The following is a 20,974-nucleotide window of genomic DNA, read 5'->3' as shown; positions in this document are numbered from 1 at the left end:
CCTTGCAGGCCTGGGCGCCGGAGTAGTCGAACTCGCAGGCCTGGCCGATGACGATCGGGCCGGCGCCGATGATCAGGATGGTCTTGATGTCTGTGCGCTTGGGCATGGCCTTGGTTCGTCCGGGGTGTTCGTGGGGTTTGGCGCCCGCCTCGTCGGCGGGCGCCGGTGCTTCAGGGCGCGCCGGCGGCCGCGCGCGGCTTGCCGATGTGCTTGCCGAGGAAGGCTTCCAGGGCGGTGTAGAGCTCGACCTGGTTGTCGTAGTCGTAGAAGCCGTGGCCTTCCTTCTCTTCGACGATGGTCACTTCCGGCGGCTTGCCGGCCTTCTGCAGGCGGTCGAGCAGGAAGTCGTACTGCGAGATCGGCACGCGCGGGTCCTTGGCGCCGTGCACCAGCATCACCGCGGCCTTGATCCGGTCCACGTTGAAGGCCGGCGACTGCGCGGCACGGCCGGCTTCGCTGTCCGGGAAGACGTCGCGCTGGTAGTTGCGGCCCCACTCGCTCTCGGCCACGTCGCTGTCCTTCATCCACAGCGACATGTTGTAGAGGCCGACGTAGCCGACGGCGCAGCGGTACAGGTCCGGCTCGCGCACCACGCTCTGCAGCGCGGCGTAGCCGCCGTAGGAGGCGCCGTAGGTGCAGATGCGGTTCTTGTCGGCGATGCCCTGCCCGACCACCCAGTTCACGGCGTCGGTCATGTCGTCGATCATCGTGGTGCCCCAGTTGCGGTAACCGGTGCCCTCGAATTCGTCGCCGTAGCCACCCGAACCACGGAAGTTGATCTGCAGCACCGCGTAGCCACGGCTGGCCAGGAACTGCACCTCCGGGTTGAAGCCCCACTCGTCGCGCGGGCCGTGCGGGCCACCGTGCGGGTGCAGGATAAGCGGCAGGTCGCGGCCGTCAGTGTGCGCCGGCACGGTGAGGTAGCCGTGCAGCTTGCGGCCGTCGCGCGCGGTGACGGTGATCGGCTGCATCGGCGACATCTGGTCGGGCTTGATCCAGTCGCGCGAAGCCAGCAGGAACTGGGCGCGCGAGGTCTGGCGATCGAACAGGTAGTACGCGCCCGGGTCGACGTCGCTGTAGGTGCGGAACAGCACCAGGCGGCCGTCGCGGCTGATGCCGTCGAAACGCACGGCGTGCTGCGGGAAGGCGTTGATCAGGCCGGCGTAGGTCTTGGACTCCGGATGGTCCGGGTTGATGAAGTCATAACCCGGCGTGCCGTCCATGTAGGCGATGGCCAGCAGGTGGCGCTCGTCGCTGCTGGCCAGGTAGCCGGTCGGGTCCACGTTCGGATTGCGCGAGAGCAGGGTCTCCTCGCCGCCGGCCGGGTCGGCCAGCACCAGGCGGGCGGGTTCGCCCTTGTCGCTCTTGGAGAAGATGACGCGCTTGTTCTCGGCGTCGAAGCCCAGCGGGGTGCGGATGGCGTCGCCCAGCTTGGCGCGGCCCAGCACGTCCCAGCCCTCGCCCTTGCGGCGCAGGGTGACGCGCACGCCTTCCTCGTCCTGGCCCACGGCGTAGCGCACCTCGCCCTCGTGGTCGATGATGAAGGTGCCCATGCGCAGCGGCGCGCTGGCCACCGTGGTCACGCGACCGGTGTTGACGTTGAGCTTGGACAGGTAGGCCGAATCCACCGAACGCACGACCAGGATGTTGGCCGGGTCGTCCCAGGTCTTGTCGACGATGAAGTAGGTGCCGCCGTTGGGCACGTCCATGCGCTTGGAGCCGTCGACGTTGCTGGCGTACACGTCGGGGTTGCCCACGCGCGCGTCGAAGCGGCCGACCTTCTCCGAGACGTACATGAAGAAGCGCTCGTCGTTCACCCAGTCGACGCGGTCGATGTGCCTCTTCGCGCCGTAGTCCCACTTGCCCACCAGCTGCATGCCGTCCACGCGGAACGCGGCCAGCACGGTGCGGTCGCCCTGCGGCACCGACACGGTGATGTACTCGCCGGTCGGCGACAGCGACACCGAGGTGAACTCGGGATCCTTGAAGAAATCGCCCAGCGGCACCTGGGCGCCGTCGGCCGAGGCCAGCGCCGGCAGCAGGGCCAGCAGCGCGGCCAGCGCGAACTCCTTGAACTTCATCATCGTTACCCTCTCCCCAGGGTGGTTATTTCCGCGCCGACATCATGTCGACGAACTTGTCGAACAGCCCCGCCACGTCGCGCGGGCCGGGGCTGGCTTCCGGGTGGCCCTGGAAGCTGAAGGCCGGGGCATCGGTGAGTTCGATGCCCTGGTTGGAACCGTCGAACAGCGAGCGGTGGGTGACCCGCACGTTGGCCGGCAGGCTGGCCTCGTCCACGGCGAAACCGTGGTTCTGGCTGGTGATCATGACCCGCTTGCTGCCAAGGTCGATCACCGGGTGGTTGGCGCCATGGTGGCCGAACTTCATCTTCAGCGTCTTCGCGCCGGCGGCCAGCGCCAGCAGCTGGTGGCCCAGGCAGATGCCGAACACCGGCAGCTTCGCGGCCAGGGCCTCGCGGATGGCGGCGATGGCGTAGTCGCAGGGCTCCGGGTCGCCGGGGCCGTTGGACAGGAACACGCCGTCGGGCTTCTCGGCCAGCACCTGGGCCATCGGCGTCTGCGCCGGCACCACGGTGACGCGGCAGCCGCGCTCGGCCAGCATGCGCAGGATGTTGCGCTTCACGCCGAAGTCGTAGGCCACCACGTGGAAACGCGGCTCGGCGCGCACGAAGGCGTTGGCGTCGAGGTCGAGCTGGCCCTCGGTCCAGGTGTAGCGCTCGCGGGTGCAGACTTCCTTGGCCAGGTCCATGCCCTTGAGGCCCGGGAACTTGCGCGCCAGCTCCACCGCCTGGTCGCGGTCGATGTGCTCGCCGGCCATCAGGCAGCCGTTCTGGGCGCCTCGGTCGCGCAGCAGGCGGGTGAGCTTGCGGGTGTCGAGGCCGGCGATGGCCACCACGCCGCGCGCCGCCAGCCATTCCGGCAGCGGCGCCTGGCTGCGCCAGTTGCTGGGGCGGCGCGGCACGTCGCGCACGATCAGGCCGGCGGCCCAGGGGCGCTCGGCCTCGTCGTCCTGGGCGGTGCAGCCAGTGTTGCCGACGTGGGGGTAAGTGAGGGTGACCAGCTGGCGGGCATACGAGGGATCGGTGACGATCTCCTGGTAGCCGGTCATGGCGGTGTTGAACACCACCTCGCCGACGCTGGTGCCGGGCGCGCCGACGGAAACGCCCTCGAACACGGTGCCGTCTTCGAGCGCGAGGATTGCGGGATGGGTCACGGGCTATCGCCTTGCATGGGGGAACCCGTTCGCTGGATGTGCGAGCACCCGCGGACTGGGCGAAACCAGGTCCGTGCGGGTGAGGGTTCAGGCGAGCCGGAATTTTAGCGGCACCCGGCCCAAAAGGGAAACGCGGATTTCGTTCAGGCGCGCGGCTCGCCCAGCAGCAGCGCGCCGAAATCGTGCCGGCCCGGCCCCAGCCGGGCCACGCGCGCCGCGGCCTCCAGCGCGCCGCGGGCGAAGATGTCGCGGCTGGTGGCGCGGTGCACCAGTTCCAGGCGTTCACCCGGGCCCGTCAGCTGCACCAGGTGCTCGCCGACGATGTCGCCGGCGCGCAGCGAGGCGTAGTGCGGCGCCCTGCCCCGGCCTTCAGCGACCGCCGCGCCCAGCAGCAGCGCGGTGCCCGAGGGCGCGTCCTTCTTGTGCACGTGGTGCGACTCCACCACGTCGGCGTCCCAGCCGGGCACCGCCGCGGCCGCCCGCTGCACCAGCGCCCGCAGCACGGCCACGCCGACGCTGAAATTCGCCGACCACAGCACCGGCTGGACTTCCGCGAGGGCGTTGAAGGCCTCGAACTGCCCCTCCGACAACCCCGTGGTGCCGCTGACCAGGCCCACGCCGCGGCGCCGGCACAGGCCCAGGATGCCGTCGAAGGCCTCGGGCAGGCTGAAATCAATGGCCAGGTCGAACACCGGCGCGGCGTCCAGCGCCGCCGTGGCCAGCACCGGCAACCCCGGGGCCTCCGGCAACGGCGCGCCGGCGCGGGTGGCGGCGGCAACCAGCACCAGGTCGCTGCGCTCGGACGCCAGGCGCAGCAGGGCGCGGCCCATGCGCCCGGAGGCGCCGTGCACGAGGATGCGGAGGGGCGAAAGGTTCATCGGGGCCAACGCTAGCGGAAACCCGCGGGAACTGGCAAACGCTACACTCGGGGCCGTCGCGGAGGGGGAAACGCATGGCGGGAAACAAGCGGGTGTCGGTAAGGCTGCCCTTGCTGGCGCTGGCGGCGATCGCGCTAGCGCTGCAGCTGTCCGGCCTGCTCGAGCGCGCCGACCACCGCGTCGGCGACTGGCTGCTGGCCCGCCACGCCGCCTCCCGGCTGCCGCCGGAGGACATCGTCGTCATCGCCATCGACCAGCGCAGCCTGGAGCAGATGATCGACGTGGCCGGCTCCTGGCCCTGGCCCCGGGCCATCCACGGCGAGCTGCTGGAAGGGCTGGCGCGCTTTGAACCCAAGGCCATCGCCTTTGACCTGATGTTCAACGAAGCCGACAGGTTCCGCGAGGAAAGCGACCTGTATTTCAAGGACGTCGTGGCGGCGCAGGAGAACCTGTTCATGCCCTCCGCGCTGATGGACAGCGGCAACCTGGCGCCCCTGTCCCGGCTGCCGCCCTCGTTTGGCGCCGTGGCGGGGCCCGGGGCCGACCCGGAGGCCGGCGCCACCCTGCTGGTGCCCGGGGTGCTGGACCCCGCCAGCTGGCGCGGCGGCCTGATCAATTTCGAGGCCGACGACGACGGCAGCGGCCGCCACTACCGGCTATGGAAGGACATCGGCGGCTGGCGCCTGCCCTCGATGGCGCCCACCGTGGCCGCCTTCACCGGTGCCACCCTGCCCGACCGGGAACGGGTCCGGCTCAACTGGTTCGGCCAGGCACCGGCGACGATCGCCTACGCCGACCTGTTCAACGACCTCGGCCAGGCCGAACCGCGCCTCGCGCCCACCCTGCGCGGCAAGATCCTGCTGGTCGCGCCCACCGCCCCCAGCCTGTTCGACCTGCGCCCGACGCCGGGCCCCCCCGCCACGCCGGGCGTGCACATCCTCACCACCGCCATCGCCAACCTGCGCACCGGCGACTGGCTGCGCGACGTGCCCAGCCGCTGGCCGCTGGCCCTGCTGCTGTCGGCCGCGCTGACGGTGGGCTTCAAGCGCCGGGCCAGCCCGGTGCGCACCGGCGTGGCCCTGGCCCTGGCCAGCGCCGGCCTGGGGCTGGCGGCCTGGGGCCTGCTGCGGGTCGAGCTCTACGCCCCGGTGGGCGGGGCCCTGCTGCTGGGCTGGCTGGCCTTTGCGGTGTTCACGGTGGAGGGCCAGCGCCGGGAGCGCCGCGAGCGCGAGGCCACGGTGGGCCTGTTCGGCCGCTTCCTCGACCCGCGCGTGGTGCAGGGCCTGGTGGAAAGCGGCGAACTCGACCGCGAACGCCGCCCCGAGGCCCGCGAGATCACCATCCTGTTCTCGGACATCCGCGGCTTTACCACGCTTTCCGAAACGCGCAGCCCCGAGCAGGTGGTGGACCTGCTCAACCGCTACTTCACCCGCCAGGTCGAGGTGATCTACCGCCACGGCGGCACCCTGGACAAGTTCATCGGCGACGCCGTGATGGCCTTCTGGAACGCGCCCACCGAAAGCCCCGACCACGCCCGCCGGGCCGTGCACGCGGCCCTGGACATGCTCGTGGCCCTGGACGAGTTCAAGCGCGAGCTGGCCGAGCGCGGCGAGGGCCTGGGCGAGTTCGACATCGGCATCGGCCTGCACACCGGCCCGGCCGTGGTGGGCTTCCTGGGCAGCGACAGCCGGATGGAGTACACCGCCATCGGCGACACCGTGAACCTGGGCAGCCGCATCGAGGGCACCACCAAGGGCGTGGCGCGGGTCCTTGTGTCGAACAGCACACGCGACGCGTGCGCCGGCAGCCCAGAATTACGTTTTACCCACCGGGGGCAGTTCAAGGTCAAGGGCCGGGAACAGCCCGTGGACCTGTACGAACCCGAACGAGCCGACGAGGCATCCTGAGGAGGAACCCGCGATGCGACATCCCCACGCCCCAACCGCCCGGCGCCTGGCGCCGCTGGCGCTGGCGCTCGCCGCCGCGCTGGCGGCCGGCGCCGCGCTGGCCGAGTCCGGCACCGTGATCAAGCCCACCGAAATGCGCAGCGAGCCGCTGGGCTCGGCCGACGTGGTGGCCCGCCTGGCCGCCAAGGAGCCGGTGGACATCACCGAGCGCAAGGGCGCCTGGGCCGGCGTGAAGACCCCGGCCGGCGCGGCCGGCTGGGTGCGCCTGCTCAACCTGCGCACCGGCAGCGCCGACGGCAAGGCCGCCGGCGGCGGCAACACCCTGGCCGCCGTGTTCCAGACCGGCTCCAGCGGCGGCGCCGTCACCACCGGCGTGAAGGGCCTTTCGCCCGACATCCTGCGCGGCGCCTACCCGGACATGTCCGAAGTCGAGATGCTCGAGTCCCTGGCCGCCTCCGGCGACGACGCCCGCCTGTTCGCCATGACCGGCGGCCTGTCGGCCCAGCAGGTGGATTACCTCAAGGAAGGCCGCGGCGGCCGGAGGAAGCAGCGATGAACCGTACCCGTGTCCTGGTCGCCGCGCTGGCGATCGCCCTGGCCGCGCCCGCGGCCGCCTTCAGCCGCCTCGGCGACGCCGAGCGCCTGTTCGGCCTCGGCAAGAAGGCCGCCGACGCCACCGCGCCCATCACCGACGAGCAGGAAATCGAGCTCGGCCGCGGCATCGCCGCCAACCTGCTGGGCGCCCGCCCGCTGGTGCGCGACCAGGCCGTGCAGCAGTACGTCAACCGCGTCGGCCTGTGGCTGGCGCTGCAGACCGAGCGCCCGAACCTGCCCTGGCGCTTCGGCGTGATGGACAGCACCGACGTCAACGCCTTCGCCCTGCCCGGCGGCACCATCCTGATCACCCAGGGCCTGTACGACCGTCTGCGCGACGAGGCCGAACTGGCTTCGGTGCTCTCGCACGAGATCGCCCACGTGGTCGAGCGCCACCAGGTGAAGGCCATCAAGAAGGAAATGGGCACCGCCTTCGCCACCGAGCTCGCCGGCGAAGCCGCCGGCCGCAGCGACAACACCATGGTGCAGATGTTCGGCGAGAAGGCCTTCAAGGCCGGCACCGAAATCTTCGTGCGCGGCCTGGACAAGGGCGACGAGTACCAGGCCGACGTGCACGGCATGGTCATCGCCGCGCGCGGCGGCTACAACCCCTACGCCCTGGCCAGCGTGCTGCAGACGCTCGACGGCACCCGCGCCGACGACACCGGCGTGGCGCTGATGTTCTCCACCCACCCGACCTCGGTCAGCCGCATCGAGCACCTCGAGGACGTGGTGGGCGACAAGCTGGAGGCGTTCGCCAACGTCGAGACGCCGGCGCGCATGGTGCGCTCGCAGCAGCCCTGAAAACAAAACGGCGCCCGGGTCTCCCCGGGCGCCGCGTTTTCAGGAGGTCATGCGTTCCCAGAACGCCTTGACGCCGTCGAGGAAGCCGCTGGAGCGCGGTGAATGGCGGGCGCCGTGCTCGCCCTCGAAGGTGGCCTCGAAGTCCTTGAGCAGTTCGCGCTGCTTCGCCGTGAGGTTGACCGGCGTTTCCACCACCACCCGGCACAGCAGGTCGCCCGGCGCGTGCGCGCGCACCGACTTCACGCCCTTGCCGCGCAGGCGGAACAGCTTGCCGGTCTGGGTTTCGTGCGGAACCTTGATCAGCGCCTCGCCGCCCAGCGTGGGCACCACGATGTCGGCGCCCAGCGCGGCCTGAGAGAAGCGGATCGGCACCTCGCAGTACAGGTCGTTGCCGTCGCGCTGGAAGATGGCGTGCTGGCGCACGTCCACCTCGACGTACAGGTCGCCCGGCTGCGCGCCCGGCGGGCCGGCCTCGCCCTCGCCGGCCAGGCGGATGCGGTCGCCGTTGTCCACGCCGGCGGGGATCTTCACCTGCAGCACCTTCTCCTGCTGCACGCGGCCGTTGCCGTGGCAGCTCTTGCAGGGCTTGGCGATGGTCTGGCCGCGGCCGCCGCAGGCCGGGCAGGCCTGCTGCACGGCGAAGATGCCGCGCTGCATGCGCACCTGGCCGCGACCGGCGCAGGTCTTGCAGGTTTCCACCTTGCCGTCCTCGGAGCCGCTGCCCTTGCAGGGTTCGCAGGCCACGAGGGTGGGCACTTCGATGCGCTTCTCGACGCCGAACACGGCCTCCTCGAGGTCGAGCTCGACCACGTAGCGCAGGTCGGCGCCGCGGCGCGGGCCGCGCTGGCGGCCGCCCCCGAAGATGTCGCCGAAGATGTCGCCGAAGATGTCGTTGACGTCGGCGAAGCCCGGGCCGCCGTTGCCGCCGCCCATGCCGTTCTCGAACGCGGCGTGGCCGTGCTGGTCGTACATGCGGCGCTTGCCGCCGTCGGACAGGACTTCGTAGGCCTCCTTGGCCTCCTTGAAGCGCACCTCGGCCTCGGCGTCGCCCGGGTTGCGGTCCGGGTGGAATTTCTGCGCAGCGCGCCGATAGGCCTTCTTCAGCTCGTCCTCGGTCACGCTGCGCGAAACGCCCAGCACCTCGTAATAGTCACGCTTGCTCATTCAGTGCCCCGGGCCCGGAAGGACGATCAGTTCTTCTCGTCCTTGACCTCGGTGAACTCGGCATCCACCACGTCCTCGGCCTTGCCCTGCGGGCCGGCATCGCCGCCGTCCTGCGGGCCCTGGTTACCGGCCGCGGCCGCCGCGTAGAGCGACTGCGCCGCCTGCTGCAGGGCGTTGGTCTTGGCTTCGATCTGGGCCTTGTCGTCGCCCTTCATGGCGGTCTCGAGCTCGGACAGCGCGGTCTCGATGCCGGCCAGCTGCTCGCCCGGCACCTTCGATCCGTGCTCGGTGATGGCGGTGCGGGTGGCGTGGATGAGGCCGTCGGCGGCGTTGCGCGCGGTCACCAGTTCGTGGAACTTCTTGTCTTCCTCGCGGTGCGCCTCGGCGTCGCGCACCATCTGCGCGATCTCCTCCTCGCTCAGGCCCGAACCGGCCTTGATCTCGACCTTCTGCTCCTTGCCGGTCTTCTTGTCCTTGGCCGACACGTGCAGGATGCCGTTGGCGTCGATGTCGAAGGACACTTCCACCTGCGGCATGCCGCGCGGCGCCGGCTCGATGCCGCTGAGGTCGAACTTGGCCAGCGACTTGTTGAAGCGGGCCTGCTCGCGCTCGCCCTGGAGCACGTGCACGGTCACGGCCGACTGGTTGTCCTCGGCGGTGGAGAACACCTGCGAGGCCTTGGTCGGGATGGTGGTGTTCTTCTCGATGATCTTGGTCATCACGCCGCCCAGGGTCTCGATGCCGAGGCTCAGCGGGGTGACGTCGAGCAGCAGCACGTCCTTGACGGTGCCGGCCAGCACGCCGCCCTGCACCGCGGCGCCGATGGCCACGGCCTCGTCGGGGTTCACGTCCTGGCGCGGCTCCTTGCCGAAGAACTCGGCCACGGCCGCCTTCACCTTGGGCATGCGGGTCTGGCCGCCGACCAGGATGACGTCGGAGATCTCGCTGGCGCGCAGGCCGGCGTCGTTGAGCGCGACGCGGCAGGGCTCGATGGTCTTCTTGATGAGGTCTTCCACCAGCGCCTCGAGCTTGGCGCGGGTGAGCTTGATGTTCAGGTGCTTCGGGCCCGAGGCGTCGGCCGTGACATAGGGCAGGTTCACCTCGGTCTGCTGCGACGAGGAGAGCTCGATCTTGGCGCGCTCGGCCGCGTCCTTCAGGCGCTGCAGGGCCAGCGGGTCCTTGCGCAGGTCCATGCCCTGCTCCTTCTGGAACTCCTCGACGAGGTAGTCGATGACGCGCTTGTCGAAGTCTTCGCCGCCCAGGAAGGTGTCGCCGTTGGTGGCCAGCACTTCGAACTGCTTCTCGCCGTCGATCTCGGCGATCTCGATGATCGACACGTCGAAGGTGCCGCCGCCCAGGTCGTACACGGCGATCTTGCGGTCGCCGCCCTTCTTGTCCAGGCCATAGGCCAGCGCGGCCGCGGTCGGCTCGTTGATGATGCGCTTGACGTCGAGGCCGGCGATGCGGCCGGCGTCCTTGGTGGCCTGGCGCTGGCTGTCGTTGAAGTAGGCCGGCACGGTGATCACGGCCTCGGTGACGGCCTCGCCCAGGTAGGCCTCGGCGGTCTTCTTCATCTTCTCGAGCACGCGCGCGGAGATTTCCTGCGGCGCCATCTTCTTGCCCTCGGCGGTCGACACCCAGGCGTCGCCGTTGTCGTGCGCGACGATGCCGTAGGGCACCAGGTCGAGGTCCTTCTTCACTTCCGCGTCGGCGAACTTGCGGCCGATCAGGCGCTTCACCGCGTAGAAGGTGTTCTTCGGGTTGGTGACGGCCTGGCGCTTGGCCGAGGCGCCCACGATGACTTCGCCGTCCTTGGTGAAGGCGACGATGGAGGGCGTGGTGCGGTCGCCCTCGGAGTTCTCGATGACCTTGGAAACGCCGCCTTCCATCACGGAAACGCAGCTGTTGGTGGTGCCCAGGTCGATGCCGATGATCTTGCCCATGGTGATGCTCCCTGAAGGATTTCGATGCGTTGTTTGCGGCGGCGGCCGCGGATGGTTCGAAGATGGGGCCCGCCGCGGGTTGTTCAAGGCCCGTGAAGGGCTCAGCCGGCGGCGACCACCACCAGGGCCGGGCGCAGCAGGCGCTCGTTCAGGGCATAGCCCTTCTGGAACACCTGCACGACGGTGCCGGGGGCCGCGTCCGGGGACGCGAGCTGGCTGATGGCCTGGTGCCATTCCGGGTCGAAGGCCTGGCCTTCGGGGCTGATCTGGGCCAGGCCGTTGTCCTCGCCCACCTTCAGCAGCTGGCGCAGGGTGAGTTCCAGGCCGTCCTTGAGCGGGCCACCCGCGTCGCCGGCGGCCTTGAGGCCGGCCTCGAGGCTGTCGAGCACCGGCAGCAGCTGCGAGAGCAGCTTTTCATTGGCGAAACGGCGGGCCTGGTCGACGTCGCGGGCCAGGCGCTTGCGCTGGTTGTCGAGCTCGGCGCGCTCGCGCAGGGCCTCCTCGCGCAGGCTGGCCAGGGCATGGCGCAACTGCTCGAGCTCGCTGCCCAGGGTGTCGGTGTCGAGGTCGGGGACGTCGGCGGGCGCCTGCGCGCCCGGGGTCGGGTTTTCGCTGTGCATGGGTTTCCAGTGGCTGCCCCGCGTCCGGCGGGGGTCGGCAAGGCTATGGGGCCGACGGCTCGGGATTCAAGGCGGCGCCGAGCAGGTCGGCCGTGGCCTGGACCATGGGGATCACCCGCTCGTAGGCCATGCGGGTGGGGCCGATCACGCCCAGCACGCCCAGCACCTTGCCGTTGGCGCCGTAGGGCGCGGTGACCACGGTGCAGGCGTCGAGCGGGGCCAGGCCGGTTTCCTCGCCGATGAACACGCGCACGCCCTGGGCCTGCAGGGTGCGGTCGAGCAGCTGCAGGATCTCGCGCTTGCGGGCGAAGGCCTCGAACAGGTCGCGCAGGCGGTCCAGGTCGGACAGGTCCTGCAGGCCCATCAGGCGGGTCTGGCCGGCCAGCAGCATGTCCTCGGCGCTGGCCGGGCTGGCGGCGGCGCCCAGGGCCTGCTCCGACAGCTCCACCGCGGCCGAGAGCAGGCGCTCCATCTCGCTGCGGGTGTCGCGCAGGTCGCGCATCAGGGCCGCGCGGATCTCGGCCAGCGGGCGCCCGGCGAAGTGGGCGTTGAGGTAGTTGGCGGTCTGCTCGAGCTCGGACGGGGTGTAGGTGCGGCGCGGGCTGATGATGCGGTTCTGCACCTCGTTGTCGGTGAAGACCAGGATCACCAGGATGCGCTGGCCGTCGAGCGGCACGAAGTCGATGTGGCGGAAGGCGAACTGGCTGCGCTGCGGCACCGTGACCACGCCCACGAACTGGCTCATGGCCGACAGCAGCTCGCTGGTGTTCGACAGCAGGGCCTGGGTGCCGGCGCCGGCCGGCAGTTGGGCGCGCAGTTGCATCACCTCGGCGTCCTGCAGCGGCTTCATCTGCAGCAGGCTGTCGACGAACACGCGGTAGCCCTGGGCCGTCGGCACGCGGCCGGCCGAGGTGTGCGGGGCCGAGACCAGGCCGATCTCCTCGAGGTCGGCCATGATGTTGCGGATGGTGGCCGGGCTCACGTCCAGGCCCGAGCGCTTGGCCAGGGTGCGCGAGCCCACGGGCTCGCCGTCCCGGATGTGCTGGGAAATCAGGGTCCGCAGCAGGCGGCGGGCGCGCGGGTCGAGGCTCAGGTCCATCCCCCATAGATAAGGCCGGTTCGCCACGGGCGCAAGCCGCCGTTTTCCTGGCTCGCGCCGGGGCGCCGGCGTCTTGTCCCGTGAGACGGATGCAGCGCAGGCTGCCGGCTTTCAGGCAGAATCTGGCCCGCCATGCTCAGCCACCTCACGCTCCAGGACTTCGCCGTCGTCAGCCGCGCCGAACTGGCCTTCGGGCCCGGCATGACCGTGGTTTCCGGCGAAACCGGCGCCGGCAAGTCGCTGCTGGTGGACGCGCTGATGTGGCTCACCGGCGCCCGCGCCGACGCCGGCATCGTCCGCCACGGCGCCGAGCGCGCCGAGCTGGCCGCCGAATTCCGCCTCGACGACGCCCCGGCGGCGCTGGCCTGGCTGCGCGAGAACGAGCTCGACGACGGCGACGGCTGCCAGCTGCGCCGTGTCATCCGCGCCGACGGCGGCTCCCGCGCCTGGATCAACGGCCGCCCCGCCACCCTGGGCCAGCTCTCGGAGCTGGGCGGGATGCTGGTGGAAATCCACGGCCAGCACGAACACCAGGCCCTGCTCGACCGCGGCCAGCAGCTGGCCCTGCTCGACGCCTTCGGCCAGCACGCCGGCCTGCTGGCCGAGGTGCGCGACCTCGCCCGCCGCTGGGCCGCGCTCGACCGCGAGCTGGGCGAACTGGCCCGCGCCGGCGACGTCGGCGAGCGCATCGCCTGGCTGCAGCACCAGGTGGAGGAGCTGGCCACCGAAAACCTCGACGCCGCCGACCTGGCCGAACTGGCCGCCGCGCACCGCCGCCAGGCCAATGCCGCCGGCCTGCTGCAGGGCTGCCAGGCCGCCCTCGCCCGCCTCGCCGGCGACGAGGGCCTGTCGGTACAGCGCCTGCTGCACCAGACCCGCGGCGACCTGCAGCGCCTGGCCGCCGACGAACCGCGCCTGGCCGAGGTGCTGGGCCTGCTCGAATCAGCCGGCATCCAACTGGCCGAGGCGGCCGCCGGCCTCGAGCGCCTGCACGACGACCTCGACCTCGACCCCGAGCGCCTGCGCCGGCTGGAAGAGCGCCTGGCGCGCCTGCACGAACTGGCCCGCAAGCACCGCGTGCCGCTCGACGCCCTGGCGGCCCGCCGCGACGCCCTGCAGGAAGAACTGGATGGCCTGAGCGGCGCCGGCGAACGCGCCGCGAAGCTCGGCCGCGAACTCGACGCCCTCGCCCGCGACTGGCAGGCCGCCGCCAGCCGGCTGGGCCAGTCGCGCGCCGCCGCCGCGGCCCGCCTGGGCCAGTCCGTGGCGGCGCTGATGTCGGAGCTGGGCATGGGCGGCGGCGTGTTCACGGTGGCGCTGGAGCCGCTCGACACCACCCGCCCAGCCCCGCAGGGCGCCGAGCGCTGCGAATTCCTGGTCTCCGCCAATCCCGGCCAGCCGCCGCGCGCGCTGCGCAAGGTGGCCTCGGGCGGCGAACTGGCGCGCATCAGCCTGGCCATCGAAGTGGCCGCGCTGGGCCTGGACGCCGTGCCCACCATGGTGTTCGACGAAGTGGACACCGGCATCGGCGGCGCCGTGGCCGAGGTGGTGGGCCAGAAGCTGCGGGCGCTGGGCGCCGAGCGCCAGGTGCTGTGCGTCACCCACCTGCCCCAGGTGGCGGCCCAGGGCCACCACCACTACCGCGTGAGCAAGGCCGTCGAAGCCGACGCCACCCACAGCCAGGTCGAAGCCCTGGACGCCAAGGCCCGCGTCGAGGAACTCGCCCGCATGCTCGGCGGCGTCGAGATCACGAAAGAAGTGCGGGCCAACGCCCGCCAGATGCTTTCGCGCGCGCAGGAAAGCTGAGCTTATTTCTTCTTCTTGGCGCGGACGTACAGCACCAGCGAGTGCTCTTCGATGACGTAGCCATGCTTGGCGGCGATCTCGTGCTGCAGGCGCTCGATCTCGGGGCTGGTGAACTCGATCACCTTGCCGGTGTCCACGTCCACCATGTGGTCGTGGTGCTGGCCCCGGTCGAGTTCGTAGACGGCCTGGCCGCCCTCGAAGTTGTGCTTGAGCACCAGGCCCGCGGCCTCGAACTGCGTGAGCACGCGGTAGACCGTGGCCAGGCCGATGTCGTCGCCCTTTTCCAGCAGCTGGCGGTAGATGTCCTCGGCCGTCAGGTGCTTGGGGCTGGTGGACTCGAGCACATCGAGGATGCGGATGCGCGGATGGGTGACCTTGAGGCCGGCCTTTCGCAGGTCCTGGGATTCCATGTCGTCTCCTGAATACCGTCCGTCGCGCGGCGCGGGCGTGGCTGGCGGTTGCAATCGGTAGTGTATCATCGGACCGTCACCGACCCCGGATCAGCACGCAATGCGCAAGGCCCTGACGCTCCTCCTCGCCACCGCCCTGATCGGCGGCTGCGGCATCATCTACCGCCAGCCCGTCTTCCAGGGCAACCTGCTGGAATCGAAGAACGTCGAGCAGCTGCAGGTCGGCATGACCCGCGGCCAGGTCTTCAGCCTGCTGGGCTCGCCGCCCGTGGCCGACCCGTTCCACCAGTCGCGCTGGGACTACGTTGCCACGGAACGCCGCCGCGTCGGTGACACCGAGGTGAAGAACCTGACCCTGTGGTTCGAAGGCGATTCGCTCACCCGCTGGGAAGGCGAATACTTCCCCGAGGCCGACTCCAAGCTCGCCGCCGAAATGCGCCGCTTCGGCAACCTCGCGCGCGACAAGGACAAGCCGCGCCGCCCCGCCCCGAGCGGCGGCTAAGCGTTCCCGGCTTCGCGGGCGCGGCGCCGCCGCGCCTGCTTCGGGTCCGCCAGCAGCGGCCTGAGCACTTCCACCCGGTCCCCGTCGCGCAGCGGCGTTTCCAGCGCCACCGGCTGCCCGTACACCGCCAGGCCGGCCGGGTCGGGCACCCAGCCCGGCACCACCGCGGCGACGTCGGCCGCGGCCAGCGCGTCGGCCACCGTGGCCCCGGCCGGCAGCACCAGCGGCCAGCGCCAGCAGCGCGCCGGCAGCGCGTAAACCACTTCGACGGACACCGCGCCGGCCGCCATCTCAGGCCCGGTCGGCCTCGCGGCAGAAATCGTCCACCATGCGGTCGGCCACGCCCTGGAAACCCAGGGCCAGGGCCGAACCCAGCACCTTGCCGGCCACCTCGAAGTCCATGGCCAGGCTCACCTTGCAGGCGTCCTCGGCCAGGCTGTGGAAATGCCAGGCGCCGGCGAGCTTGCGGAACGGCCCCTCGACCAGCTGCAGGTCGATGCGGGTGGGCGCCTCGAGGGTGTTGCGGGTGGTGAAGCTGGTGCGCAGGCCGGCCAGGCGCAGGTCCAGCCGGGCCAGCATGTGGGTGTCGGAGGCTTCCAGCACCTGCGACGATTCGCACCACGGGAATCGCGCCGGGTAGCCGGCGACGTCATTCACCAGGTCGAACATGCGGCGGGCCGAATGCCGGACCAGCGCGTGCCGTTGGATGCTCGTCATGGGACAATGGCCGCCAAGGAAAGGACATGTCGAAGAAAAACAGCGCCAAGAATACCGGAAGCGGCAAGGACAAGGCGGAAGCCAACAAGACCATCGCCCTCAACCGCAGCGCCCGGCACGACTACCACCTCGAGGCCCGCTTCGAGGCGGGCATCGCCCTGCAGGGCTGGGAGCTCAAGTCCATCCGCGCAGGCCGCATGAACATGGGCGACGCCTACGCGGTGGTGAAGAAGGGCGAGATCTTCCTGTTCGGCGCCCAGATCACCCCGCTCAGCCAGGCCTCCACCCACGTGGTGGCCGACGACCGCCGCACCCGCAAGCTGCTGCTGCACCGGCACGAGATCGACAAGCTGGTCGGCAAGGTCGAGCGCGACGGCTACACGCTCATCCCCACCGCCGCCTACTGGAAGGGCAACAAGGTGAAGCTGGAGCTGGCCCTGGCCAAGGGCAAGCAGAGCCACGACAAGCGCCAGGCCAGCAAGGACCGCGACTGGCAGCGCGAGAAAGAGCGCACCATGCGCCGCCACAACAAGAGCGCGTAGTCGTCCGGCGTTCACCCCCTTGGCCAAGGGGGCTCCCCCTGCCCGCCGCTGAACGGCCAACTTGTGGCGTGAGGACACCAGCCCCATACTGTGGGTGTCGGTTGTACCGAACGATTTCCGCGTTTCCGGGGGTGTCCTGGCTTCGACGGGGGTTGCAAAGTCGACTGGCGCATGCCGAGGGGGCAGCTTTCCTCGTTAATCCAGCGGCAAAACTTTAGTTGCCAACGACGACAACTACGCTCTCGCCGCTTAAGGCGTAAGCCCCGAACCCACTTGTGCCCGTGCTCGTGGATGTAGGGTCATCATCACGGAACAGCTCCCGGCGGCGACCCGCCAACCGGGAGTGAACTTAGCGGGTGTGGACGACGGTGTGCCTCGCACGTTGTGTTGCCGTCGTACGAGAACCAACAACGAGCTAAGCATGTAGTGCCGGAGATGGCGTGCTCTCGGACGGGGGTTCAACTCCCCCCACCTCCACCATTTGATAGTTGCACCCGGGCCCAGCCCGACACCTAACCCCGCGAATCTGCGGGGTTTTTTGTGTCTGGCGAGGGTTAGGGAGTCGCACCCAGTCCCTTGCAATCCCGGAGAAAGTGGGGGTAGCTTTGGGGGTATAGACCCCTGCCGGGGGTACGGAGCGACCCGCGATGCCCCTCACCGAGTCCACCGTCAAAGCCGCGCGCGCTGGCACCAAGCCGCAGAAGCTGGCGGACGAGCGCGGCCTCTACCTCCTGGTGAACCCGAGCGGTTCGAAGCTCTGGCGCCTGAAGTACCGGATCGGCGGCAAGGAGAAGCTGCTCGCCCTGGGCGCCTACCCCGACGTGAGCCTTCGCCAGGCGCGCGACCGCCGCGACGATGCGCGCCGCCAGATCGCCGATGGCATCGACCCCGGCGAGAAGCGCCGCGAGGAGAAGCTGCGCGAGTCCGGCGCCGACACCTTCGGCGCCATCGCCGAGGACTGGCTCAAGCACCAGGCGCCGGCGTGGACCGAGGGCCACACCCTCACCGTTCGAAGCCGGCTTGATCGTGACGTTCTGCCCTACTTCGCCCGGCGCCAGATCGACGCCATCGCGGCGCCCGACATCCTGCAGGTGGTACGCCGGGTTGAGGCCCGCGGCGCCATCGAGAGCGCGCACCGAATCCTCACCGTGATCAGCCAGGTCTTCGGCTACGCGGTGGCCGTGGGCCTGGCCCAGAGCAACCCTGCCGCCGGCATCGACCGCGGGAAGGCCCTCAAGGCGCCCCAGCCGAAGCCCATGGCCGCGATCCTCAAGCCGGCCGACGTCGGCGCCCTACTCCGCTCGATCGACGCCTACAGCGGCACCCATGTGGTCCGGTGCGCTTTCCGGCTGGCGCCGCTGGTCTTCGTCCGCCCGGGCGAGCTGCGCGCGGCAGAGTGGAGCGAGTTCGACCTAGAGGCCGCGACCTGGGTGATTCCGGCGGCGCGCATGAAGCTCGGCAAGGCGATGAAGGCCGACCCCTCGCGCTCGCACATTGTGCCGCTGAGCCGCCAGGCCCTGGCCGTGCTGCGCGACGTGCACGACCTCACCGCCAGCGGGCGCTTCGTCTTCCCCGGCGCGCGCAGCGACGGCAAGCCAATGAGCGAGAACGCCATCACCGCCGCGCTGCGGCGCATGGACTACACCGGCGACCAGATGAGCTGGCACGGCTTCCGCTCCATCGCGTCCACCTTCCTCAATGAGCTGGGCTACAACGCCGACGCCATCGAAGCGCAGCTGGCCCACACGCCGGGGAACAAGGTGCGCGCGGCCTACAACCGCGCCAAGTTCCTGCCCGAGCGCATCCGCATGATGCAGGACTGGGCCGACTACCTCGACCAGCTCAAGGCCGGCACGGCCAACGTGACCCCATTCCGGCGGGTAGCCGGATAAAGCGGCCGACCCGGGTGATAGCGCACCCGGGCGGCCTTCCACCCCGTTCTACAAGGAGAACGACATGGCAAGCGTGATTGTATCCAAGGACCATCCCCGCATCGCGGGCCTCTGGGACCTGCTCGAAGCGCGGAAGGACATCCCCGAGATGGCCGCCCTGAATGTGGCCACCCCGCTCGACGCTGGAATCTCGGCCATCGGCAAGCTGTTGTGGACGGCCGCGCAGAGTGAGCAGGATCCCATCGACACCGACACCTTGGGCGATATTGGCTGCCTTCTTGAACTGCTGGGCGAATTCTCCAAGATGGTCCGGCAGGCCGGCGACAACGCCATGTACGAGCGGATGCTCGCCGCGGAGGCGAAGCTGGCCGAGTTCGTGGAGATCCCCGTGCACCAGCCTAAGAAGCGCCGGGGGCGCAAGGCGGCATGAGCGCCACCATCATCCCGTTCCCCAGCGAGCGCGCCGCGCTGGCACGCGAGTTCGGTGCGTTGTTTCCCGAGTCCACGCGGGAGGATCGAGAGGCGTTCGCCAACCTCGTGATGATGGGCGTGGACAAGCGGGACATCATTGAGGGAAGGCGCTATCGCTTGGAGCTCGAGCAGCAGCGCGAACAGGAGCGGCGACCCCTGCCGGCGCGTGGCGAGATGGTGCGCCGTGTGCTTCAGCGAACCAAGGCCCGCCGTGATGCTCGGCGCCCTGGCGGTGCTGGCTGATATGGCAGGCAATAAGCGAAAAGGCACGCCCCCCGCTTCGGCGGGGGCTCAATCACTGCTGCGACTTCTGGACGCCAACTTGCGCGGGAAGGAAAGGACGGAGCTGTTCGCCGTGGTAGCGGAGCGAGTGAGAACGCAACTACTGACGCCGGATGAAGCCGCGCTAATTTCGGATTGGTTCCAACGAATGGCCCAAGGCGAAGACCCTCAGAAAGTACTCGTGGGCGAGACACGGGGGCGCCCGAGGGGCAGCAATTCGAACGGATATATCAAGGGCCGGGATGTCTCCCTTCCGGATCACGTAGACCTCTGCTGGATGATGCGCCGCGCCATTGCAAAGACCGGAAACGAAGACGCGATCTTCGCCTTGGTTGCCCGGCATTTCGATAAGACGCCGAGTTATCTGCGGAAGCTCTATCGAGAGATACTGCCGACGTTGGCTGCTGATCCTGAGTTGGCGGAATAACGGCGTTATTTAATCCACGTGTTAGCGAGGAGCATGACGGACACACCAGCCCCACGGAGTGTCCGAAATGCCACGCAAACCCGAAGACCACAAGCCGCACCAGCCCGACGCTGAGGCGAAGTTCTGGCGCCTGCCGGCCGTCATGGCCTACACGCAGCGCAGCAAGACCGCGATCTACCGCGACACCACCTTCCCCAAGCCCGTGAAGCTCGGGCCGAACACCTCGGCCTGGCTGGCCGCAGAGGTGCGCGCCTGGTGCGACCAGCGCGCCGCCCAGCGGGAGGTGACCGCATGAGCGCCGACATCAAGCAGCTGATCGCGACCTTGCGCAACGGCATCGGCCAGTTCACCGACGCCCAGCTCACGGCGATGGCGCAGAAGCCCGAGACCCGCGAAACCCTCATGGTCGGGCGCCAGCAACTCGCCCTGGCACGCGAAGGGCTCGAGGAGCTGCTCCCGATGCTCGAGGAGATGAAGCGCATCGAGGCGCGCATCGGCCAGGCGCTCGACGGCGCCGCCGGGAGCATCCGCGAATGAGCCCCGCTGAGATCGCCGCGCGCCAGCAAGCGCAACTCGACTCCGACCTTCTGCTCCGGGCACTGCCCGAGGTGGCCGATCACATCCAGGCGCAGCTGGTCGAACTGCACCGGCACCCGACGCCAGAGCGGGCCGAGCGGATGAGCACCGAGCTTGAGGGCATCCGCCGCCACGTCTTGAACATCCGTGCGGCGCTGCAGCGGGAAGCCCGGGGAGGTGGGGCTACCGCGTGACGCAGGGGGCGACCACTCCCCGTCTGGTCAACTTCGCCCAGGCCGGCAAGCTCCAGCTCAAGCCGACCGAATGGCTACTCAAGGGCTGGCTGGTGCGCGACACGCTCGCCGCGCTGGTGGCGCCCTCAGGGGCCGGTAAGAGCTTCCTCGCCGTGGACTGGGCCTGTTGTATCGCCACCGGCAAGCCATGGGGCGGCCGGGACGTTGACCAAGGCGCCGTCTTCTACCTCGCGGGCGAGGGCCGGAACGGGCTGAGGAAGCGCGTCGCTGCCTGGGAAGCGCACCACAAGGAGAGCCTGGGCAATGCGCCGCTCATGCTGGCCGATGGGCTCCCGCCGCTGGCCGACCTGGTCAGCACGGCCGCGGTGATCGAGGCGATCCGCGACACGGCCGAGGACCTGTTCTACCAGACCGGCAGCGACCCCAAGCTGGTCGTGATCGACACTTTGGCGCGCGCCATGGCCGGCGCCGACGAGAACAGCAGCAAGGACATGGGCGCCCTCATCGGTGGCATGGACTGGATCAGGCAGGAATGGGGCTGCACGGTCCTGATCCTTCACCACACCGGCCACGCCACCGCCGACCGCGCGCGGGGGTCGAGCGCCTTCTATGCGGCCTTGGACAGCGAATTCATGCTGGCGCCGGGCGACACCTTGCTCACCCTGCGGGCGACGAAGTGCAAGGACTGGAAGCCGCCGCTTCCGCTGGCGCTGCAGTGGGCCGAAGTCGAGATCGAGGTGCCCAACGACGACCCCGACGGGCCGCGCCTGGTCCCAGAGACGAGCCGGGCCCTTGCCGATCCTGCCGGCGCCAAGGTCGAGAGGAGCCGACTCGAGACGGTCCTCTACTACGCCGACGAGCTCGGCATGACCGAGCGGCAGATCGCCCTCGAGACCCGCATCCCGAAGACGA

24 protein-coding genes and 1 other RNA gene are annotated in these 20,974 nt (G+C 69.9%); 15 read left to right on the top strand and 10 right to left on the bottom strand.

Annotation, left to right across the window (positions count from 1 at the left end):
* Positions 1-170: 170 nt before the first annotated feature.
* From ACE3Q2_RS12365 to dapB, 3 genes are all read right to left on the bottom strand, one after another.
* Positions 171-2,084, bottom strand: a complete 1,914-nt coding sequence (locus ACE3Q2_RS12365) for a prolyl oligopeptidase family serine peptidase (RefSeq protein ID WP_374474317.1) — start codon at positions 2,082-2,084, stop codon at positions 171-173.
* Between the two features lie 22 nt (positions 2,085-2,106).
* Complete coding sequence (gene carA, locus ACE3Q2_RS12360) at positions 2,107-3,234, bottom strand: glutamine-hydrolyzing carbamoyl-phosphate synthase small subunit (RefSeq protein ID WP_231693972.1); 1,128 nt, start codon at positions 3,232-3,234, stop codon at positions 2,107-2,109.
* A gap of 143 nt (positions 3,235-3,377) precedes the next feature.
* A complete protein-coding gene (gene dapB, locus ACE3Q2_RS12355; RefSeq protein ID WP_374474316.1) occupies positions 3,378-4,112 on the bottom strand; it encodes a 4-hydroxy-tetrahydrodipicolinate reductase in 735 nt (244 codons plus the stop codon).
* 74 nt (positions 4,113-4,186) lie between these two features.
* On the opposite strand from dapB, the gene ACE3Q2_RS12350 reads away from it, so the two are divergent.
* Genes ACE3Q2_RS12350 through ACE3Q2_RS12340 form a run of 3 tightly spaced genes read left to right on the top strand, consistent with a single transcriptional unit; the run spans position 4,187 to position 7,417 of the window.
* Entirely contained in the window at positions 4,187-6,019 is a 1,833-nt protein-coding gene (locus ACE3Q2_RS12350) for a CHASE2 domain-containing protein (protein WP_374474315.1), read from the top strand.
* Between the two features lie 13 nt (positions 6,020-6,032).
* Positions 6,033-6,575 carry an SH3 domain-containing protein gene (locus ACE3Q2_RS12345; protein WP_231693975.1) on the top strand — a complete coding sequence of 181 codons (543 nt, stop codon included), beginning with the start codon at positions 6,033-6,035 and terminating at the stop codon, positions 6,573-6,575.
* Complete coding sequence (locus ACE3Q2_RS12340) at positions 6,572-7,417, top strand: M48 family metalloprotease (RefSeq protein ID WP_231693976.1); 846 nt, start codon at positions 6,572-6,574, stop codon at positions 7,415-7,417. Before ACE3Q2_RS12345 ends, ACE3Q2_RS12340 begins: the two co-directional genes overlap by 4 nt.
* A 39-nt stretch (positions 7,418-7,456) precedes the next feature.
* Here the strand turns inward: ACE3Q2_RS12340 and dnaJ are convergent, their stop codons facing one another.
* The 4 genes from dnaJ to hrcA all read right to left on the bottom strand — a co-directional run bounded on the left by dnaJ (position 7,457) and on the right by hrcA (position 12,243).
* The gene (gene dnaJ, locus ACE3Q2_RS12335) at positions 7,457-8,581 is read right to left on the bottom strand and encodes a molecular chaperone DnaJ (RefSeq protein ID WP_374474313.1); all 1,125 of its coding nucleotides are present in this window, start codon (positions 8,579-8,581) and stop codon (positions 7,457-7,459) included.
* Between the two features lie 26 nt (positions 8,582-8,607).
* A complete protein-coding gene (gene dnaK, locus ACE3Q2_RS12330; RefSeq protein WP_374474312.1) occupies positions 8,608-10,524 on the bottom strand; it encodes a molecular chaperone DnaK in 1,917 nt (638 codons plus the stop codon).
* 101 nt (positions 10,525-10,625) lie between these two features.
* The gene (gene grpE, locus ACE3Q2_RS12325; protein WP_231693979.1) at positions 10,626-11,144 is read right to left on the bottom strand and encodes a nucleotide exchange factor GrpE; all 519 of its coding nucleotides are present in this window, start codon (positions 11,142-11,144) and stop codon (positions 10,626-10,628) included.
* A gap of 43 nt (positions 11,145-11,187) precedes the next feature.
* Positions 11,188-12,243: a heat-inducible transcriptional repressor HrcA gene (hrcA, locus tag ACE3Q2_RS12320; protein ID WP_231693980.1), complete on the bottom strand. Its 1,056-nt coding sequence runs from the start codon at positions 12,241-12,243 to the stop codon at positions 11,188-11,190.
* Between the two features lie 132 nt (positions 12,244-12,375).
* Between hrcA and recN the strand changes: the two genes are divergently transcribed.
* On the top strand, positions 12,376-14,049 hold the full coding sequence (gene recN, locus ACE3Q2_RS12315; protein WP_231693981.1) for a DNA repair protein RecN: 1,674 nt from the start codon (positions 12,376-12,378) through the stop codon (positions 14,047-14,049).
* Between the two features lie 2 nt (positions 14,050-14,051).
* Here the strand turns inward: recN and fur are convergent, their stop codons facing one another.
* Positions 14,052-14,459 (bottom strand): ferric iron uptake transcriptional regulator, encoded by a 408-nt coding sequence (fur, locus tag ACE3Q2_RS12310; protein WP_043801737.1) that lies wholly within the window; start codon positions 14,457-14,459, stop codon positions 14,052-14,054.
* A 100-nt stretch (positions 14,460-14,559) separates the two neighbouring features.
* On the opposite strand from fur, the gene ACE3Q2_RS12305 reads away from it, so the two are divergent.
* Positions 14,560-14,961 (top strand): outer membrane protein assembly factor BamE, encoded by a 402-nt coding sequence (locus ACE3Q2_RS12305; protein ID WP_231693982.1) that lies wholly within the window; start codon positions 14,560-14,562, stop codon positions 14,959-14,961.
* Here the strand turns inward: ACE3Q2_RS12305 and ACE3Q2_RS12300 are convergent.
* Both ACE3Q2_RS12300 and ACE3Q2_RS12295 read right to left on the bottom strand, forming a co-directional pair.
* Complete coding sequence (locus tag ACE3Q2_RS12300) at positions 14,958-15,251, bottom strand: RnfH family protein (protein ID WP_374474311.1); 294 nt, start codon at positions 15,249-15,251, stop codon at positions 14,958-14,960. The genes ACE3Q2_RS12305 and ACE3Q2_RS12300 overlap by 4 nt on opposite strands.
* A 1-nt stretch (position 15,252) precedes the next feature.
* Positions 15,253-15,678: a type II toxin-antitoxin system RatA family toxin gene (locus ACE3Q2_RS12295; protein WP_231693984.1), complete on the bottom strand. Its 426-nt coding sequence runs from the start codon at positions 15,676-15,678 to the stop codon at positions 15,253-15,255.
* Positions 15,679-15,704: 26 nt separating this feature from the next.
* Here ACE3Q2_RS12295 and smpB point away from each other — a divergent pair, with 26 nt between their 5' ends.
* From smpB to ACE3Q2_RS12245, 10 genes are all read left to right on the top strand, one after another.
* Positions 15,705-16,220 carry an SsrA-binding protein SmpB gene (gene smpB / locus ACE3Q2_RS12290; protein WP_231693985.1) on the top strand — a complete coding sequence of 172 codons (516 nt, stop codon included), beginning with the start codon at positions 15,705-15,707 and terminating at the stop codon, positions 16,218-16,220.
* A gap of 127 nt (positions 16,221-16,347) precedes the next feature.
* Positions 16,348-16,700, top strand: a transfer-messenger RNA (tmRNA) gene (gene ssrA / locus ACE3Q2_RS12285).
* A 167-nt stretch (positions 16,701-16,867) separates the two neighbouring features.
* Complete coding sequence (locus ACE3Q2_RS12280; protein WP_374474309.1) at positions 16,868-18,112, top strand: tyrosine-type recombinase/integrase; 1,245 nt, start codon at positions 16,868-16,870, stop codon at positions 18,110-18,112.
* Positions 18,113-18,176: 64 nt separating this feature from the next.
* A complete protein-coding gene (locus ACE3Q2_RS12275) occupies positions 18,177-18,542 on the top strand; it encodes a hypothetical protein (RefSeq protein ID WP_374474308.1) in 366 nt (121 codons plus the stop codon).
* On the top strand, positions 18,539-18,826 hold the full coding sequence (locus ACE3Q2_RS12270) for a hypothetical protein (RefSeq protein WP_374474306.1): 288 nt from the start codon (positions 18,539-18,541) through the stop codon (positions 18,824-18,826). Before ACE3Q2_RS12275 ends, ACE3Q2_RS12270 begins: the two co-directional genes overlap by 4 nt.
* Complete coding sequence (locus tag ACE3Q2_RS12265; protein WP_374474305.1) at positions 18,798-19,292, top strand: hypothetical protein; 495 nt, start codon at positions 18,798-18,800, stop codon at positions 19,290-19,292. The genes ACE3Q2_RS12270 and ACE3Q2_RS12265 overlap by 29 nt, the downstream gene beginning before the upstream one ends.
* 67 nt (positions 19,293-19,359) lie before the next feature.
* Complete coding sequence (locus tag ACE3Q2_RS12260) at positions 19,360-19,587, top strand: helix-turn-helix transcriptional regulator (RefSeq protein ID WP_374474304.1); 228 nt, start codon at positions 19,360-19,362, stop codon at positions 19,585-19,587.
* The gene (locus ACE3Q2_RS12255; RefSeq protein WP_374474302.1) at positions 19,584-19,829 is read left to right on the top strand and encodes a hypothetical protein; all 246 of its coding nucleotides are present in this window, start codon (positions 19,584-19,586) and stop codon (positions 19,827-19,829) included. The genes ACE3Q2_RS12260 and ACE3Q2_RS12255 overlap by 4 nt, the downstream gene beginning before the upstream one ends.
* Positions 19,826-20,062 carry a hypothetical protein gene (locus tag ACE3Q2_RS12250; RefSeq protein WP_374474301.1) on the top strand — a complete coding sequence of 79 codons (237 nt, stop codon included), beginning with the start codon at positions 19,826-19,828 and terminating at the stop codon, positions 20,060-20,062. Before ACE3Q2_RS12255 ends, ACE3Q2_RS12250 begins: the two co-directional genes overlap by 4 nt.
* On the top strand, positions 20,059-20,974 hold a 916-nt coding region (locus tag ACE3Q2_RS12245; protein WP_374474300.1), incomplete at its 3' end, for a helicase RepA family protein. The genes ACE3Q2_RS12250 and ACE3Q2_RS12245, both read left to right, overlap by 4 nt.

This window comes from Arenimonas sp., assembly GCF_041913985.1.
GTDB lineage: Bacteria > Pseudomonadota > Gammaproteobacteria > Xanthomonadales > Xanthomonadaceae > Arenimonas.
This window is presented reverse-complemented; position numbering and strand designations above follow the sequence as displayed.